The 15,946-nt window shown below is 53.2% G+C and carries 13 protein-coding genes; 5 read left to right on the top strand and 8 right to left on the bottom strand.

Going from position 1 to position 15,946, the window contains the following annotated elements; all coding sequences use genetic code 11:
* Positions 1–95: 95 nt before the first annotated feature.
* Together OEZ10_01210 and OEZ10_01205 are read right to left on the bottom strand one after the other, a co-directional pair.
* Positions 96–581, bottom strand: coding sequence for a DsrE family protein (locus OEZ10_01210; GenBank protein ID MDH5631592.1), 486 nt, complete (start codon positions 579–581; stop codon positions 96–98).
* Positions 582–650: 69 nt separating this feature from the next.
* Positions 651–1,547 (bottom strand): NAD(P)-dependent oxidoreductase, encoded by an 897-nt coding sequence (locus OEZ10_01205; protein ID MDH5631591.1) that lies wholly within the window; start codon positions 1,545–1,547, stop codon positions 651–653.
* Positions 1,548–1,682: 135 nt separating this feature from the next.
* On the opposite strand from OEZ10_01205, the gene OEZ10_01200 reads away from it, so the two are divergent.
* Both OEZ10_01200 and OEZ10_01195 read left to right on the top strand, forming a co-directional pair.
* Complete coding sequence (locus OEZ10_01200; GenBank protein MDH5631590.1) at positions 1,683–3,374, top strand: winged helix-turn-helix domain-containing protein; 1,692 nt, start codon at positions 1,683–1,685, stop codon at positions 3,372–3,374.
* Positions 3,375–3,506: 132 nt separating this feature from the next.
* Positions 3,507–4,499: a hypothetical protein gene (locus OEZ10_01195; GenBank protein MDH5631589.1), complete on the top strand. Its 993-nt coding sequence runs from the start codon at positions 3,507–3,509 to the stop codon at positions 4,497–4,499.
* Here OEZ10_01195 and OEZ10_01190 read toward each other — a convergent pair.
* The 5 genes from OEZ10_01190 to OEZ10_01170 form a co-directional block, all read right to left on the bottom strand.
* A complete protein-coding gene (locus OEZ10_01190; GenBank protein ID MDH5631588.1) occupies positions 4,483–4,707 on the bottom strand; it encodes a hypothetical protein in 225 nt (74 codons plus the stop codon). The genes OEZ10_01195 and OEZ10_01190 overlap by 17 nt on opposite strands.
* Before the next feature lie 87 nt (positions 4,708–4,794).
* The gene (locus OEZ10_01185) at positions 4,795–6,882 is read right to left on the bottom strand and encodes a transporter substrate-binding domain-containing protein (GenBank protein ID MDH5631587.1); all 2,088 of its coding nucleotides are present in this window, start codon (positions 6,880–6,882) and stop codon (positions 4,795–4,797) included.
* A gap of 328 nt (positions 6,883–7,210) precedes the next feature.
* Positions 7,211–7,597, bottom strand: a complete 387-nt coding sequence (locus OEZ10_01180) for a hypothetical protein (GenBank protein MDH5631586.1) — start codon at positions 7,595–7,597, stop codon at positions 7,211–7,213.
* A gap of 44 nt (positions 7,598–7,641) precedes the next feature.
* Entirely contained in the window at positions 7,642–9,852 is a 2,211-nt protein-coding gene (locus OEZ10_01175; GenBank protein MDH5631585.1) for a tetratricopeptide repeat protein, read from the bottom strand.
* A 521-nt stretch (positions 9,853–10,373) separates the two neighbouring features.
* Entirely contained in the window at positions 10,374–11,684 is a 1,311-nt protein-coding gene (locus OEZ10_01170; GenBank protein ID MDH5631584.1) for a HAMP domain-containing protein, read from the bottom strand.
* Positions 11,685–11,825: 141 nt separating this feature from the next.
* On the opposite strand from OEZ10_01170, the gene OEZ10_01165 reads away from it, so the two are divergent.
* From OEZ10_01165 to OEZ10_01155, 3 genes are all read left to right on the top strand, one after another.
* Positions 11,826–12,446: a DNA-3-methyladenine glycosylase gene (locus OEZ10_01165; protein ID MDH5631583.1), complete on the top strand. Its 621-nt coding sequence runs from the start codon at positions 11,826–11,828 to the stop codon at positions 12,444–12,446.
* A gap of 103 nt (positions 12,447–12,549) precedes the next feature.
* Positions 12,550–13,734: a histidine decarboxylase gene (locus OEZ10_01160; protein MDH5631582.1), complete on the top strand. Its 1,185-nt coding sequence runs from the start codon at positions 12,550–12,552 to the stop codon at positions 13,732–13,734.
* Entirely contained in the window at positions 13,731–14,126 is a 396-nt protein-coding gene (locus OEZ10_01155; GenBank protein ID MDH5631581.1) for an ACT domain-containing protein, read from the top strand. The genes OEZ10_01160 and OEZ10_01155 overlap by 4 nt, the downstream gene beginning before the upstream one ends.
* 56 nt (positions 14,127–14,182) lie before the next feature.
* On the opposite strand, the gene OEZ10_01150 is transcribed toward OEZ10_01155, so the two are convergent.
* A complete protein-coding gene (locus OEZ10_01150) occupies positions 14,183–15,865 on the bottom strand; it encodes a winged helix-turn-helix domain-containing tetratricopeptide repeat protein (GenBank protein MDH5631580.1) in 1,683 nt (560 codons plus the stop codon).
* Positions 15,866–15,946: the final 81 nt, after the last annotated feature.

The raw sequence follows: 15,946 nt of genomic DNA, 5'->3' as shown, positions 1-15,946 counted from the left end.
AGAAGTTATTCCAGATCGAAACCAGACCGGGGCAGACGAACAAAGCCAGCAACAGACAACGGAGTATCCACGCCGATATGCCGGGTCATGGTGTATCAGTCATCCTTGCTTAACCTGATTAACCTGTAACCGAGAGACTGGTAATCCTTGATCTGTTCAGGGCCATGGGCGCTGACATTAATATGATCAGGAAACGCGTCCTCGGAAACATTGTTCATGCTGGCAAACGCGCCGCATACGTGCACACTTACCTTGTCTTTTGAAACCAGGTCCAGCACCTGTTTTTTTACTTCCTTTTTTCCGACGCTGTCACGTGTCAGCGCAAACTGTTCCTTTCCGTGGCTGACAATAACAATTTCCAGGTCTGGCCACTTTGCCCTCAGCTTTCGTATGGCCTCGTCAGTTCTTGGCAACGCCCATTCCAGTGCACCGGCATCACCCGTAGCAATTTCGAAGACAACACCGTCTGGTCGGTCACCGCCCAAAAGCTGCTCCAGTTCCGCACGGAATCCGGCAGCTGCTGCCAGGGGAAACAACAGGACGGCCAAAACTGTAATCAACGTGCGTGGTACTGGTTTCATCAATAACCCCCTTTAATTGCTGGTTGCCGGGCGCGATTCACCCGCCCGGCTCAAGACAACGACTCCCGTTCACGATTTTTCGGGACCGGAATTCTTTACATTTAGCTCTTGTTGTAGACGATAAATGGCGATGGAATCTTCCTCGCCCATGCCCCGGCGGGCTACTTCGTCCAGTAACTTCGCGGCAGCCGCTGCCCCGGGGATAGCAATTCCCAGCTCGGCGGCACTTTCCAGGGCGATGCGCAGATCTTTCTGATGTAGCCTGGCCTTGAACCCGGCGCCAAAGTTGTCCGTGAGCATGCGCTGGCCGTGATTCTCCAGGACCCGGCTGGCCGCGAAACCGCCAAGCAGTGCTTCGCGCACCCGGAACGGATCAACCTCGTTGGCTTTGGCCAGCATAAACGCTTCACCAATGGCGGCGACAGTCTGGGCAATTATCAGCTGGTTGCATGCCTTGGCCACCTGGCCGGCGCCATGATCGCCGATATGAACTATCTTGCTGCCCAGCACTTCGAATACCGGCCTTGTCCTTTCCAGTACGGCAGCATTACCACCAACCATGATGGACAAGGTTCCTTCGATGGCGCCCTTTTCACCCCCTGATACGGGCGCATCAAGCATGTCCACTCCAGCCTGTTCGAGCCGGGAAGCAATCTGGCGACTGACTGATGGTGAAATAGTACTCATATCCACCACCACTGAACCGGCCCTGGCGCCGGCAACAACGCCATCGTCACCCAGCACAACCTGTTCTACGTCAGGCGTGTCAGATACCATAATAATGATTACATCTGACGATTCCGCCACCCGGGCGGGCGTCGCACAGGCGGTTGCGCCCTGGGCCAGCAACAACTGCAGGCGTTCAGGTTTGCGCGCGCAGGCATAGATATCGTATCCCGCTCGTTTCAAATTGAGCGCCATCGGCAACCCCATAATGCCCAACCCGATAAACCCGATTTTATCCATACCCGACTCCCGTACCCGGCAACGATATTGATTATCATAGTACGATCCGGCGCCGGGCAAGAAATTATCCGGCGTTTCGCAAATACAGCCGAGTTGCTATTATGTAAATCAATTCACTCCCAGATCCCTCAACTCATGAATAGTTCGATTCATGTGGGCAACTGGCTGGTTACGCCCGCAACAGGACAAGTATCAAGAGGCAGCAAGGAACATCGTCTTGAGCCCAAGGCGATGGCGGTACTGGTGTACCTGGTCGAACACGCCGGGGAAATCATCAGCCGCGAACAGCTTGAACAGGAGGTCTGGCAGGGCACGATAGTTACCTACGAGGCATTGACGGTCACAATTAACAAGATCCGCTCCGCCCTCGAGGATGATCCGAAGAACCCCGACCATATAGAGACCCTGCCGAAACGTGGCTACCGGCTGATTGCCCCGATCAAGGAAAATATACAAGGTGTCAATGGCGGCCGGAACGGGCAGGGATCGCGAGACAACACCATGATGACGAGACTTGCGGTCATGGCTACCCTGATCCTGATGGCGGTGATAGCCGGACTGTATTTTTACAATCGCGACGCCGATGATCCCGTGGCACTCACGTTGCCCGAGAACAATTTACCCTCTATCGCCGTCATTCCGTTTGCCAATCTCAACAATGATCCGGAGCAGGACTACTTCGCCGGCGGAATCACTGAATACCTGATTACTGATTTGTCACGACTGTCCAGCCTCCTGGTCACGTCACGCAACTCGGTGCTGGGCTACAACAGCCGGTCAGCCAACATCAGAAACATTGGCAAAACACTCAATGTCCGATATGTATTGACCGGAAGCGTATATCGCGAAGGCAGGCAGATGCGTATTGCCACACAGCTGAACGATGCCAACAGCGGTCTGCAGGTATGGGCCGACCGCTATGATCGAACTATCGATGACCTGTTCAAGGTTCAGGACGAAATCATCAGCAAGATCGTCGCCGCGCTGGTGGCCAAGGTCGGCAAAAGCGAACAGGTTTTGCTCAGCCGAAACTACACGCCAAACCATGAAGCACACGATTACTTTATTCGTGGAAATGCGCTGTATACCTCCATATCCAAGGAAGGTAATTCACTGGCCCGCGAAATGTTTCTCAAGGCTGTTGAAATCGATCCTGTTTTTGCCAGTGCTTACGGCGCCATTGCCCTGACCTATGTTGATGACTACCGACGCAAATGGGGCGCCGACCCGGAAGGCGCCGTTGACCGCGCCTTTGAGTACGCCAACCGCGCACTGGCCATCGACCGGAACGCCGCGGTGGCCTACGTGGTCATGGCCTACGCCTATCTCTATGGGCGCAAACAACCAGACAAGGCCATTCTCGCGGCTCGACAGGCTATCAAGCTGTTTCCCAATTACGCCGATGCCTACGCAATAACCGGGTCAGCGTACTCGTTTATCGGACGGTCCGCAGATGCAATTCGCGTCAACCTTCATGCCATTCGACTGAATCCTAATTCCAGTTATATTTATTATGCCAATCTCGGGCGTGATTACTATTTTCTCAATCAGCCGGAAAAAGCAATCGACAGTCTCGGTGAAGCCATTCTTCGTAACGAGAACTACCTAAACGCACATATTTACCTGGCTGCTACCTACGCCAGCCTGGATCGAATCGAAGATGCCGCCTGGGAAGTAGACAAGATATTGGTTCTCGATCCCGAATTTTCCCTTGACTACTGGGCCGGAACACAGCCCTACCGGGACAGGAAACGCCTCGAAGCCATGATCAACGATCTACGCAAGGCCGGGCTGTCGAACCAGGCCTCACGCGTTCCACCCGGATAAAACAGTATCTTGCCTGTCTCCTTTCATCCTTAACGATTTACTAAGGATTTCTTTATTCGTTTCTAATAACTTTTTTCACGAGGTCACCTAGTCTGCCAACACCGCATTCACGCGGAACAAGGAGACCTGACCGTGAAACCGAACAAACTGGTATTTCTGCTTGCACTGGGACTTGGCCTGGCAGCATGCACATCCGGCGTCACGCCCAAGGCGCCCGGCTCAGTCAGCTTCAACAACGCCGCGCTGTACCCGGAAGGCATTGCCTGGGACAACACGAACCGCCGCTTCCTGGTGACTTCCATTCGCAAGGGCCAGGTTGGCTCGGTAAAGGATGATGGCACCTACTGGGTGTTTGCTACCGATCCCCGTATGGTGTCTGCGGTAGGTATCAAGGTAGACGAGAGTCGTGACCGGGTACTTGTGTGCAATGCCGACCCCGGTGCCGGCGAAAAATCCAGCCCGGCCACTACCGGAAAACTGGCGGCACTGGCGGTATTCCGCCTGTCGACCGGGAAACTCATGCACTACATTGACCTGGCTGAAGGTCTTGATGGTGGTCACTTCTGCAATGATATCGCCATTGCCAGGGACGGTGTTGCCTACGTTACCGACAGTTTCTCGCCAATCGTCTACAAGGTGGACACCAGCTACAAGGCCTCCGTATTCATTAATGACAAGACCTTTACCGGAAAGAGCTTTAACCTTAATGGCATTGTCGCCGGAGATAACTTCCTGCTGGTCGCCAAGATGAACTCCGGCCAGCTGTTCAAAATCCCGCTGGATAACCCGTCCGCTTTCAACGAGATCAGGATAAACGAAAATATTGAAGGTGCTGACGGATTGTTATGGGGACCGGACGGTTCATTGCTGGTTATCGCCAACAATAACGCACACGTCGGTGTTCCTGCTTCGGCTTCAGTCAATGCTGTAATCAAGTTCAGAACAAAAGACAACTGGGCCAGCGCTACGGCAGTAGGCAAGGCCGCTACAGGTGATGTCTTCGCTACTACCGGGACCATTCGTGATGACAAGGCATACGTGATTCACGCCATGTTGCATGTCCTGTTCAACCCGGAAACCAGGAAGCATCTCGACCAATTCAGAATTGTCAGGTACAACCCTTGATAAACATGGCACCAACAGAACGAGTACCGACAGGGCTGGTATTGCCAACATCGAACCGGAACAGGTTTCCTGCAAATGTCGCTGGCTCCATGAGCCATTGAAAGGGGTCTGCGCAGCGTTGCCCGAACGACAATGCTGCCGGGACCCCGGGGGTTTTGGGTTTCAAACCATTGCCGATCAAATCTTCCTGATCTGCGCGAACAGCCATCCACGCCGCGCCAGTACAGGATAGTGCGATCAGTATCGCCCGGATTCAGTCACCGGTTGCGGTAGCCCGTATGGATGAGCGTTGCGATCATGCATGCGCGCCTGAAACATTATCCACCCTCGCCAGCTCAAAATAGAATGTCGCACCCTGCCCGGGAATGCTGTCAAAACCGATGACACCGCCATGCTGCTCAACGACGTTCCTGGCAATGGCCAGGCCAAGACCGGTACCACTCTTGCTGCGGGTGTCTGATGCATCCGCCTGGGAAAACTCGTCAAATACACGGGCATGGAAATCATGCGGAATTCCGTCGCCGCTATCCGCTACCGAAACACGAATATTCCCGCCAACATGCTGGATTGAAACACTGACAGTTTCATTTTCAGGCGAATGCTTCACGGCATTGGATATCAGGTTTGACAGCACCTGCAGCAACCTCTCCCTGTCACCCGCGATTGTTCCGTCCACACCCTCATCAGCAAAATCAACGTTCACATTGAAATGCCTTGCGTAACCCTGGTTAAGCTGGACAGATTCCTCGACAAGATTTTTGACCGAAAGTGTTTCCTTTTTGAACTTCATGTTTCCTGAAGCCATTTTTTCAAAATCAAGAATATCGTTAACCAGGATATTCAGCCTCTCGCTGTTTTCATAGGCTATCCGGAGCATGCTGCTTATATCATCCACATCCTTGACCAGGTCGTTGGAAAGCAGCGCCAGCGCACCCTTGATGGAAGTCAACGGCGTACGCAACTCATGACTTATAACCGACAGGAATTGTGATTTGGCCTTGTTGGCATTTACCGCCTCGTTCCTGGCCGATATCAGTTCTGATTCGGCATTCTTTCTTGATGTAATGTCCTGGTACGTCCCGAGTATTCCGATAATGTCGTTATTGACATCACGCAGTGGAATTTTGCTGGTTTCAAGCCAGATCGTGTCACCGGCGGGCGTTGTTTGCGGTTCTTCAAAATTCAGCTTCACCTCGCCTGAATCCATAACTGCCCGGTCATCTCGCTGGTAGAGTTCTGCCTGGCTGGACCAGGCCAAATCAAAATCATCCTTGCCGATAATTTCCCTTTCGTTACCCAGCCCCGCGTCCCTGGCAAACAATTTGTTGCAGCCAAGATAGTTCAGGCCCCTGTCTTTCCAGAACACCCTGACCGGTATGGTATTGATAACGTTCTGCAACATGTTCCGTGATTCATGCAGTCGCGCTTCACTTTCACTCAGGCGGCGCGTGCGCTCTTCGACCAGTACATCAAGACGCTTCTTCTGGTTGACGACATACCGGTACCGCCAGAGATTGAATAGCATGACTATGGATATGACCGCGGCGACAAACAGCCAAAGGAGTTTCTTCAGGCTGAAAAACGGCGGTTTTTCAGCAAACCATCGCCCGGCTATTTCATCGTACCTGCCCGTTTCCTTTAGCCGATTGATCCCGGCATTCATCATGGCCAGCAGCTCTGCGTCTCCCTTGCGAATGCCCATGGCTCGCTGGATTTTCGCGAGCGGTGCACCAACCACCTTGACAGCATTCTCCTGTTTCGATCGAATCACCAGCCTCCAGCCAACATTTTCCGGGTAGACCAGCGCTTCAATATCGCCGCTCAACAAGGCGAATAACGCCTGCTCAAAGCTGTCGAACTCAACACCGTCAACACCGTCTATGCCGCCGACAATTTTGGCGCCAATATTGGTCTTCACGACGCCGACCTGGGTGCCGGCCAGGTCGGATGGCTTCTGCACACGTAGCCGGCTGTCGCTCGCGGTAAAGACAACGATATTGAATGTCTGGACGGGATTGGTGAATTCGAGGAATTTTTCCCGCTCCGCGGATTCCCCGACATTCGGGATCAAATCCGCTTGACCTGACCTGGCCAGCTCAAATACATCCTGCCACGATGGCACCATGCGATATTCGATAACGAGGTTATTGTCGGCAGCAATGGAATCCATAATATCGATGGCGAATCCTGAAGGCTTGCCAAGACTGTTTACCTGGTAATACGGAGGGAATGACGCCGGCACCACGGCCTTGATTGTTCGAACAGTTGATGGTGCTGCCGGGCTCGCCAGGCACGAAAACGCCTGCAGCGAAATGATCACCGCAACCGCCAACACCAGTCTCGATCCTGGCACCTGGTGTACTTTCTGATAAATCCCGATCATCGTTAACAAAACGCCTGCAATTACAGCGATCCAGGCCCGGTTTTGGTCACCCCGCAACTGGACAAATCTTGTCTTTCGGACGTTTCACATCGCTGTAGACTGTTTAACGACACCAGTTATGCAAAACTTCTATGAAGAATTGTGTCCAAACCGGGGCTTGTTTTGCCATTCAGCAGGTAACCGGCCAGTTCTCCGGGTACTCGCCCGGAGGTCATCACAGGGTTTGAAGCAAGGCAGAACAGGGTGATGCACAGGGCAGGCACGTCATTGCGGGAAATAAAAAGGCCGGCATTTTGCCGGCCTTTTGTTGCTGATTAAACGATTCAGCCTAGGCACGAACAATAATTATGTCCGGATCCAGACGGCACTCCTTGCCTCCACGCTTGGTTACCAGGTCATACTTGTAGGTACCGGTCTTTGCAGTGGCAGGAACAGAGATGGTCAACTTGTCACTACTGGTGGAAAAACTGTTTTTTGAAAATGGTGAGCCTTTTTTGAATTCAATAGAGAAGTCCTTGATGCCGGCAAATACAATCTTGCCGCCCTGTTTGACAGTTGCCCGCTCGGGAGTAACAGTGAACTGGCAGTCCGGTTTCTCCTTGAGCTGCACCACTGTCGCAGCGCTGTTGCCTGCTGCCGGCGGCTCGGCAGAACTTCCAAGAGGGACGATGAAACACGCGGTGATCAATACTGTTAAAAGTGACTTAAACTTCATTGATGAATCTCCCTTTTTTCAAATCAAGATTGATTGACTTCCTGCTACTCCAGTAACTGTCTGAATTCGGCAGTCTGTCTCAACTCCTCAAACACGGGATCAGCGGCCAGCAAAGCCGGTGTATATCCTGCGTTGATGATTCTGCGTAAAGACTGATATACCGATTCCAGATCACCCATGGCCAAACGTACAATTGCGTTACGCAACAACACGTCTATGTCCCTGGGGGCCGACTTCAACGCGATACCGATTTCCCGGTTTGCACGCGTATAGTCCCCAAGGCTTGCACTGATTTTGGCCAGTATCGATCGCGCCTCGACATCTTTTGGATTTGTTTTCAGGTAACCCTGAACAAGCTTTCGGGCGATGCCGTATTTCTCCGTTGCCGCCTCAAGGTTGCCGGAATAATACAACGCATCAGCCAGATTATTATGCAGGCGATAGTCACCGGGCGCCAGCGCTATCGCCTTTTCAAAGTACTCCGCTGCCTTGCCGTACTGCCCGGAAAAATAGAATGCTGTTCCGGTGTTTGAATAACCCCTCGCCGTTGGCAGCAGGGCGACGGATTTTTTCAGCATTTCAGAGGCACGGGCAAATTCACCGCGGTACAGGTAGACGCCGCCAACATTGCTCAACAGGTGGGCATTTTCGGGCGTCAACCCCAGGGCTCGCCGGTATAACTGTAACGCCGATTTAAACTTCCCGCGCACGACATAATAACCGGCATAGCGGTCGTAGTGACCCCAGTACCCTGGCTGAATCTCTATCGCTTTCCTGTAACTGGCTTCAGCGGAGGGATAATCACCATGCTGCTCATAGGCTCGCGCCAGGCCACTGTAGGCATCGGACTGTTTAGGATCCAGGCTGATCGCCTTTTTGTAGCTTTGAATGGATTCATCCAGACGCCCGGTTCGACGATATAGATCACCGAGCACCACATGAGTCTCGGCCCTGGCTCGTTCCAGGCTCAACGCGTCACGACAATTCTCCTCGGCACTGTTAATCCAGTCCTTGTTTCGGCTAATTTCGAATAATTGCACATGTACACCACACAACCCTGCCTGCGCACGGGCAAATCCCGGGTCATGTTTCAATGCTGTCTTGAAAAACCCTGCGGCCTTCTCAAGGAAACTTGCAGTAATGCCCTGCCTTAGCCAGCCACGACCCTGGAGATAATAGTCGTAGGCAGTAATATCGCTGGTGAAGTTTGCCTGGCTCAACTGGACATCGGAAAAACGGAAATACGCCGCCAGGTTCCGCGCAATGGATGACGCCAGCTTGTCCTGCAAACCAAAGATATTCTCGGGCACGCCATCGTGTGTTTTTCCGCCGACAAGAATGCCATCCTTTTTTCGGGTTATGCGGTAATTGACCCGGATATGGCCTTCTTTCTTCAGGACATTGCCTTCCAGTCTCAGTGGCGCACCGATACGCTCATCCGTGCGAACAAGATAGAGCTTGTCGATACCGGCGAGCTGTGCGCGGACCGCGTCGGTGATACCTTCGCTGAGATAACTGGTGCCGCCTTTTTCGTTATCTGTATCAATAAAATCGACAACCTCCAGGTAATAACCCTCGGGTATCTGCCGGGACTGCCATTCAGTCACGCCCCAGTAAGCTGTCAATAATAACAATACGGCCGCGGCCGACAGCGTTCGACGCGGCCGGGCCATCAGCTGAGAGACAACATATCGCTTGGCCAGGCGCAGGCGCTGGCGCCATGTTACCGCCTGGGGCAATAACTGGTAGCACTCGCAGACACGCTTGATATTCTTCAGGCGCTGCGGACCCAGGGGCACAATTTCAACTTTCTCGTCTCCGGCCAGCTGGTCGAAAACGACCTGGGATACGCAAATGGCACCAGGCTCGGCCAGGGGCTCAAGACGCGCTGCAATATTGACATCGTCGCCAAAGAACTGGCCATCAACCTCGTAGACTTCGCCCATGTGGATTCCGACGCGGGCACGCAGCGTCGGCTTGCCCCGGCGCTCTTCGGTTTGGTTGAATTCATGCAAGAACAGCTGGATCTGGATACCGGCGCGCGCAGCGTCCAGTCCGTTGGTAAAACTGGCAAACAGGCCGTCGCCAATAAATTCCCGGACTTCTCCGTGGTTACCAACAATGGCACGGGTCAGGTTGTTGCGGTAGATCTGCACAAGATCCACGGTACTGGCCTCGTTTTCACCCATGAGCCGGGAATATCCGACAATATCGGTAAACATCAGGGCGGCCAGTTTCTGGCTGGCCTTAATCATCCAGGAAACCCTCGGCCGGTCCCAGCACCATTGTATGTAAGGATGACATTTCCCCCGCTGACTCCTGTTACCCAACCCGTAAAACGAACCAAAGGGTTCATCATTGTTTGTTCTTGACCGGGATGGTCCGCGTTACCAATTTATTTTTATATTGCCCCGACAATAATGCCATGCACGCGCGCATGATCAGCCATTTTGAGGCCGAATACTGACTGAAGTTATTATAGTTGAGTATAAACCCGGATTTTGGCGAAAAACTACCCGCCCGGTTCTCTTTTTGTTGCCTGAACGGCAGACAAACAACCGAATTGGGGCAATACCCGGCAGGCCGATTTATACGCCACGGGCTGGTGCTGACGGCAGCCGGATCAAACTTGCATCAAATGGTGTTACGGCGACACCCGAACCGGGCGACTGTGTTGAGGCTCGCACCCGCTGGACTCAAACATTGAGGGCGACGACTTTCGGTGTAATAAGCGCAAGTGCCGGGGCAACCGGCAGAACGCCGCCGCCCGGCCCCATCAGACCAGGGCCGCCTGCCTGGTAGCAGGCAGTACATCAGGCTGCGCCTGGGCAAATCCATTGGCAATAAACGGCGCGAGGTTTGCCATCAACTCGACCTGCTCTGTGGTATAGGCGGCTTCATCCTGGGCCACAAAGACAAGCAATCCTTTCCAGCCGTTATCAGCCGCAAGCGGTACAATCAATGCTGAATTCACCAGCCCCAGTTTCAAAATTTCCCGCGTTACCTTGGCATTGGGAATACTGGTGGCAACGTTGGCCAGGTGATCATATTTAAGTGGCGCACGGGTTTTGGTCAACGCTGCCAGATGCTGGTCCTCGCCGGTCACCCGGGCAAGAGAATTCCTGATGCTGTCACTCAGTTTTCTTCGGGTGCGCATGGCGTCCAGGCTCAACCTGTTATCAGCCGCATTCATTTCAAACAGGCCCAACCATTGCATTGGCAGGTAACCGGAGGCCTGGTTCCACAGTGCATCTATCTTGCTTTCGGTGCTGCCCTTGAGATGCATGCTGGTCAGCATGGTAACGACCAGCCTGGTACGTGCCGACAAGGTATTGAATGCTGTTGCGAGCACACCCAGTTCGTCCTTGTGTTCGGCCGGCAACTGGTAGCCAAAATCACCCTGGGCCACGCGCTGGCAAGCCTTTACCGTAACCCGTATCCGGCGTATCACGCTGAGATAAAACCACAAAACACCAAGGAGCAGCAGCAAGGCCGCGCCAATCATGGCAAAACGGGTCAACCGCTGATTCTCTTCCAGCTGCGCCTGGATCGCAGTTTCAATAGTCATGATCAGATCCCCGGTTATGGCGTTGATCGAAGCCTGGTTTTCCTGAACGTACTCGGCACCCCATTCCAGTCGCGGCTCAGTGGCACTGTACCCGAGCTTGTCCTGGAATCCCTTGCGAAATACTGCCCAACGCTGCTGCAAGTTTTCAATACTGACCAGGGTGGCCTTGCTGGAGGAACTGAACATTACCGGTTGACGGGTACGAACCTCTTCCTCAATCAGCTGGATCTGGCGCTCAAATGCATCGAGATCACGCTTGAAGTCCGGATAAAAAATAATCACATCGCGCTCATAGGGTGCATAATCCCGGGGCGCATGTGCTGCATAGGTAATGCCGCGTCGCTGTATGGCCTTGCCCTGGGTTTCCAGCTGCTTGACCTGGCTCAGCAACTGCAGGCTGGCATGATTTTCGCGGGATATGTATTCCAGGTAAAAAACAAAAAGCGCCGCACCGAGCACCGTTGCTCCAAGGCCGATAAACACCTTGATCTGGAGCCAGTAGGTCAGTTTTGTTTTCATGGTCGAACCCTTTCTTTAGACTGTGTCTCGTCGGAGCCGGCGGTTATCGATGAATCCATACGCAGCTTCGACACAGTCATATCCAAAAAGTTCAACGCCGACCCGGCAAACACCTGTCCGGCACAACTGAAAGATTCGCCCATGAATGACACAGAGATTGAACAGGCAACAAGACACTTGTCAAAAACCGATTCGGTGATGGCATTATTAATCAGGCACTCCGGTCCCCTGGATCTTGGCCGGCCCGGGACACCGCACTTTCACAGCCTCGTAAGCGCCATTATCAATCAGCAATTGTCGGTCAAGGCCGGGCAGACCATTGAAAAACGCCTGCTCACCAGGCAGGGTGGCACCAGGTTCCAGGCGCCCAAACTGGCCAGCCTGGACAGTACAGAGCTTCGTGCCTGCGGACTGTCAAGCAACAAGGTTCGCTATGTCAGGCAACTGTCGCTCGCAGTAAACGAGGGCGACATCAACTTTCGCAAACTGGTGCATCTGGATGACGACAGCATTCGCAAGATGCTTATCCAGTTGCCGGGAATAGGGCCATGGACCATTGACATGTTCCTGATGAACGCACTGCGTCGCCCTGATGTTTTTCCGGTTGATGACCTGGTATTGCGACAATCCATGCAGCGACACTACTCTCTTGCTGCCGACGCATTACGGAAAGACTACCTGGACATCGCCGCGCGCTGGCGACCCTATCGCAGCATCGCTACTTATTATTTATGGCGCAACAGGCCGATAAAGACTTCCTGACAGGCAATAAAACAAATTCGCATAATGCCCTGTACAACTGCTGGAGTTTGCTATACTGACAACCGTTTGAACGTGTTTCATACCGGATATCGAAGGTGAGGACATGCAGGACCCGATACCAGCAGATTCGCCGCCAGCTCCCGGGCAGCTCTCGACACATGACCAGGAACGGCTCGATGAGCTTTATAAGGAAGTGAAGGGCGTTGCCAGCAGTTTTGTCGGCTACCCTTGTTCACTTCAGTACGATTATTCACCGTTGTTCAGGTTTATGGAGTTCTCGCTGAATAATGTCGGCGACCCGTTTTCGCCCTCCATTTACCGACTCAATACTCATGATATCGAGCGCGAAGTCATCGACGAGTTCACCCGGCTAACGCACGGTGAGGTTGACTCCACCTGGGGATATATCACCAACGGTGGCACCGAGGGCAACATGTATGGCATCTACCTCGGGCGCGAGCTTTATCCCGATGGCATGGTCTACTACTCGGAAGACACCCACTACAGTGTCAGCAAGATCCTTCGTGTCTTGCATGCTCGCAGCATCATGATCAAGAGCCAGCCAAACGGTGAAATTGATTACGATGACCTGCGCGAAACCATCCGCATACATCGCGATGTTCCGCCGATAATATTTGCCAACATCGGCACCACCATGAAAGGTGCCGTTGACAATATCGATACCATACACGGCATCATGAAGGGCCTGGCCCTGCCTTCATACTATATTCACGTTGATGCTGCACTGAGTGGCATGATCCTGCCGTTTGTTGATGAACCGCAACCATTCGACTTCGCCGCCAGGGTCAACTCCATTTCCATCAGTGGTCACAAAATGATTGGCTCACCATTGCCCTGCGGCGTCGTGCTGGCCAACAAGGATATTGTTCGTCGCATTGCCCGCTCCATTGAATATATCGGAACACTGGATACAACCTTGTCCGGCTCCCGCAATGCCATTACGCCGCTGTTCCTGTGGTATGCCTTCCACCTGCACGGGCTTGACGGATTAAGGACCATCGTCCGCCAATGCATAGACCAGGCGGAATACGCGGTGAACCAGCTCAGGCAGTCCGGCGTTGATGCCTGGCGACATCACAACTCCAACACGGTTGTATTCCCGCGGCCGAGCCTGGATATCATTCGCAAGTGGCAACTGGCGGTACACGCCGAAATCGCCCATATCATCACCATGCCACACGTCAACCGCGGCATGATCGAGGCTTTTATAGTTGATTACCTGAACGACGTATCCCAGGCATCCAGTTCATCCGGGGAGTCATCATGAAACAGATTACACTGATCTACGACAATCATCCCGGGCTGCTGGCCGAGATTACCGAAGAGCTTGGACAGCAAGGGATAAACATTGAAACCCTTGACGCTGAAAGCTTCAAGGACACAGCGGTTACAATCCTGACCGTGGATCGATATGACGAAGCGCTGGATATACTCAGCAGCAAACCCGGGTTGCAGGCCATCACCGAGGAAGCCATCCTGATACGGCTGGAGGACAGGCCCGGCGCCCTGGCCAAGGTGGCACGAAAATTCAGCGATGCCGGCATCAATCTGCGCAGTATTCGCATTATCAAGCGGGACGCCGACGATACCGTCGTGGCCATATCAGCGGAACGCACGGATGAAGCGCTGGAACTGGTGCGGGACCAGCTGATTTCCTGAGCATTGCCAGTCAGTCACGCCCAAAGTGGCTGCACTCGCTACGGCGAGCCCAGAGATTACTTCATTCCAGCACGACTGATCCCGTCAACCAGGTGTTTTCTTTGAATCGGATCCTTTAATGGTATCGCCGCCTCAAATCGCGACAGCGTCAGCTCCGGATCATGTACCCGCACCTGGTCAATCTGCCATTCGGCGTCATCCGTTTCATTCGCGTAGGCGAGTGCAGCCGCCAGCCAAAGCCTGCCTTCCTGTGCTTCCGGGTTGATTTCGAGCGCCCGCCTGAAATCATCAATTGCCTTGTCATACCTGTGCGCGTTGAAAAACATTTCACCTCTCATCAGCTGGTATATAGAGGGATAACGCGGGTTCAGGCGCATTGCGTGCGCCATTGCATCCAGCGCCTGCTCCGGTTTTCCGGAGTAGTTCAGAACAGTGGCCAGCAACCCATAACTGTCTGCGTAATTCGGGTTCAGCTCCAGCGCCTTGTGCGCAGTTTTCAGTGCTTCTGCATAATCCCGGCTGTATACCTGGGTGACGCCCAGCGCCCAGTACACCTGAGATATCGTGCTATCAAGCGCTACGGCCTTGTTGGCATATTCATTGGCAATTCGCAGCGTTTCTTCGGTATCAGTGCTCCAGCCATTCAAATGTTCGTATGAATAAGTGAGTGCAAGATTGGCATACGCGCGGGCAAAATGTTTATCTAGCGCGACAGCCTTTAAATACGCGTCACGTGCCGCCTGGTTTCCCTCCTTGGACAGCCGCCAGAAATATTGCCACCCCTTCAGGAACTGGTCGTAGGCCTCGACACTTTTTGTGTACTTGTGCAACAGTTGCGCTTGTTCAAACTCGGTCAGCTTGAGCTCAAGAGATTTCACTATTTCTGCTGCGACGCGGTCTTGCAACGCGAACACATCATCCAGCCGTCCATCGAAACGTTCAGCCCACAAATTATAGCCGTTAGCGGTATCAGTCAGCCGGGCCGAAATACGTACAGTTCTTCCGATCTTGCGTACGCTGCCTTCCACTACATACTGGACACCCAGTTCCTTGCCGACTGTTCTCACGTCCACGTCCTGGTTCCTGTAGACAAACACACTGTTACGCGCGATTACCGACAACTGCGACAGTTGGGACAGGTCTGTAATCAGGTCAGCAGTCATGCCGTCGCTGAAGTAGTCCTGTTTTTCGTCATCACTCAGGTTCTTGAATGGCAGAACCGCAACCGAAGTCTTGTTGTTAGCATGGACATTAGCCACATCAGGCGGGCTTGCTGACTCATCAAAACGCCACGGCACCATGGCTAACACAGCAATAACAACAAAAAGCACCGCCATCAGCTGGTATCGCTGGCTCCTGGCTCGAGGGATACCGGCAGTGGCGACTGTGGCACCGGGATCAGCAATAGATACGTGCGCAATCAGCCGGTACCCACGCTTGGGTACAGTTTCAATAATGGCCGGATTTCTCGAATCATCATCAAATGCCTTGCGCAACTTGATAATTGTGGTGGCCAGGGAATCATAACCAACAATGCGTCCGTGCCAGACATCATTTTCCAGTTGTTCCCGGCTGACAACTTCTCCCGGCTCCTGGGCCAGCCGCAGCAACACCTCCACAACCTTGGGCTCCAGTTTCACCATGTCTTCGCCACGGCTGATCCTGCCGAGGCTCGGCTCCACCAGCCAATCCGAGATAAAAAATGGGGTATCCGGGCTAATGCTGTTTGTCTGGTTCATTATTACCCGCTGTTTTCACAGTGTGCGCGCTGAAATAAGTATGATTATAACTAATTGAATTCTAACAAGTTAGTAAAACCT

It is taken from the genome of Gammaproteobacteria bacterium (assembly GCA_029880545.1).
Taxonomy (GTDB): Bacteria; Pseudomonadota; Gammaproteobacteria; order Acidiferrobacterales; family SZUA-150; genus JAOUOD01.
Note: the sequence above shows the minus strand (reverse complement) of the source record. Positions and strands in the feature narration are given on the sequence as shown.

Coding starts and splice junctions, on each gene's coding strand:
- OEZ10_01155 (MDH5631581.1), top strand. CDS start 13,731: ATGAAACAGATTACACTGATCTACGACAATCATCCCGGGCTGCTGGCC.
- OEZ10_01180 (MDH5631586.1), bottom strand. CDS start 7,597: ATGAAGTTTAAGTCACTTTTAACAGTATTGATCACCGCGTGTTTCATC.
- OEZ10_01150 (MDH5631580.1), bottom strand. CDS start 15,865: ATGAACCAGACAAACAGCATTAGCCCGGATACCCCATTTTTTATCTCG.
- OEZ10_01165 (MDH5631583.1), top strand. CDS start 11,826: ATGAATGACACAGAGATTGAACAGGCAACAAGACACTTGTCAAAAACC.
- OEZ10_01170 (MDH5631584.1), bottom strand. CDS start 11,684: ATGAAAACAAAACTGACCTACTGGCTCCAGATCAAGGTGTTTATCGGC.
- OEZ10_01200 (MDH5631590.1), top strand. CDS start 1,683: ATGAATAGTTCGATTCATGTGGGCAACTGGCTGGTTACGCCCGCAACA.
- OEZ10_01160 (MDH5631582.1), top strand. CDS start 12,550: ATGCAGGACCCGATACCAGCAGATTCGCCGCCAGCTCCCGGGCAGCTC.
- OEZ10_01190 (MDH5631588.1), bottom strand. CDS start 4,707: ATGGCTGTTCGCGCAGATCAGGAAGATTTGATCGGCAATGGTTTGAAA.
- OEZ10_01210 (MDH5631592.1), bottom strand. CDS start 581: ATGAAACCAGTACCACGCACGTTGATTACAGTTTTGGCCGTCCTGTTG.
- OEZ10_01175 (MDH5631585.1), bottom strand. CDS start 9,852: ATGATTAAGGCCAGCCAGAAACTGGCCGCCCTGATGTTTACCGATATT.
- OEZ10_01185 (MDH5631587.1), bottom strand. CDS start 6,882: ATGATCGGGATTTATCAGAAAGTACACCAGGTGCCAGGATCGAGACTG.
- OEZ10_01205 (MDH5631591.1), bottom strand. CDS start 1,547: ATGGATAAAATCGGGTTTATCGGGTTGGGCATTATGGGGTTGCCGATG.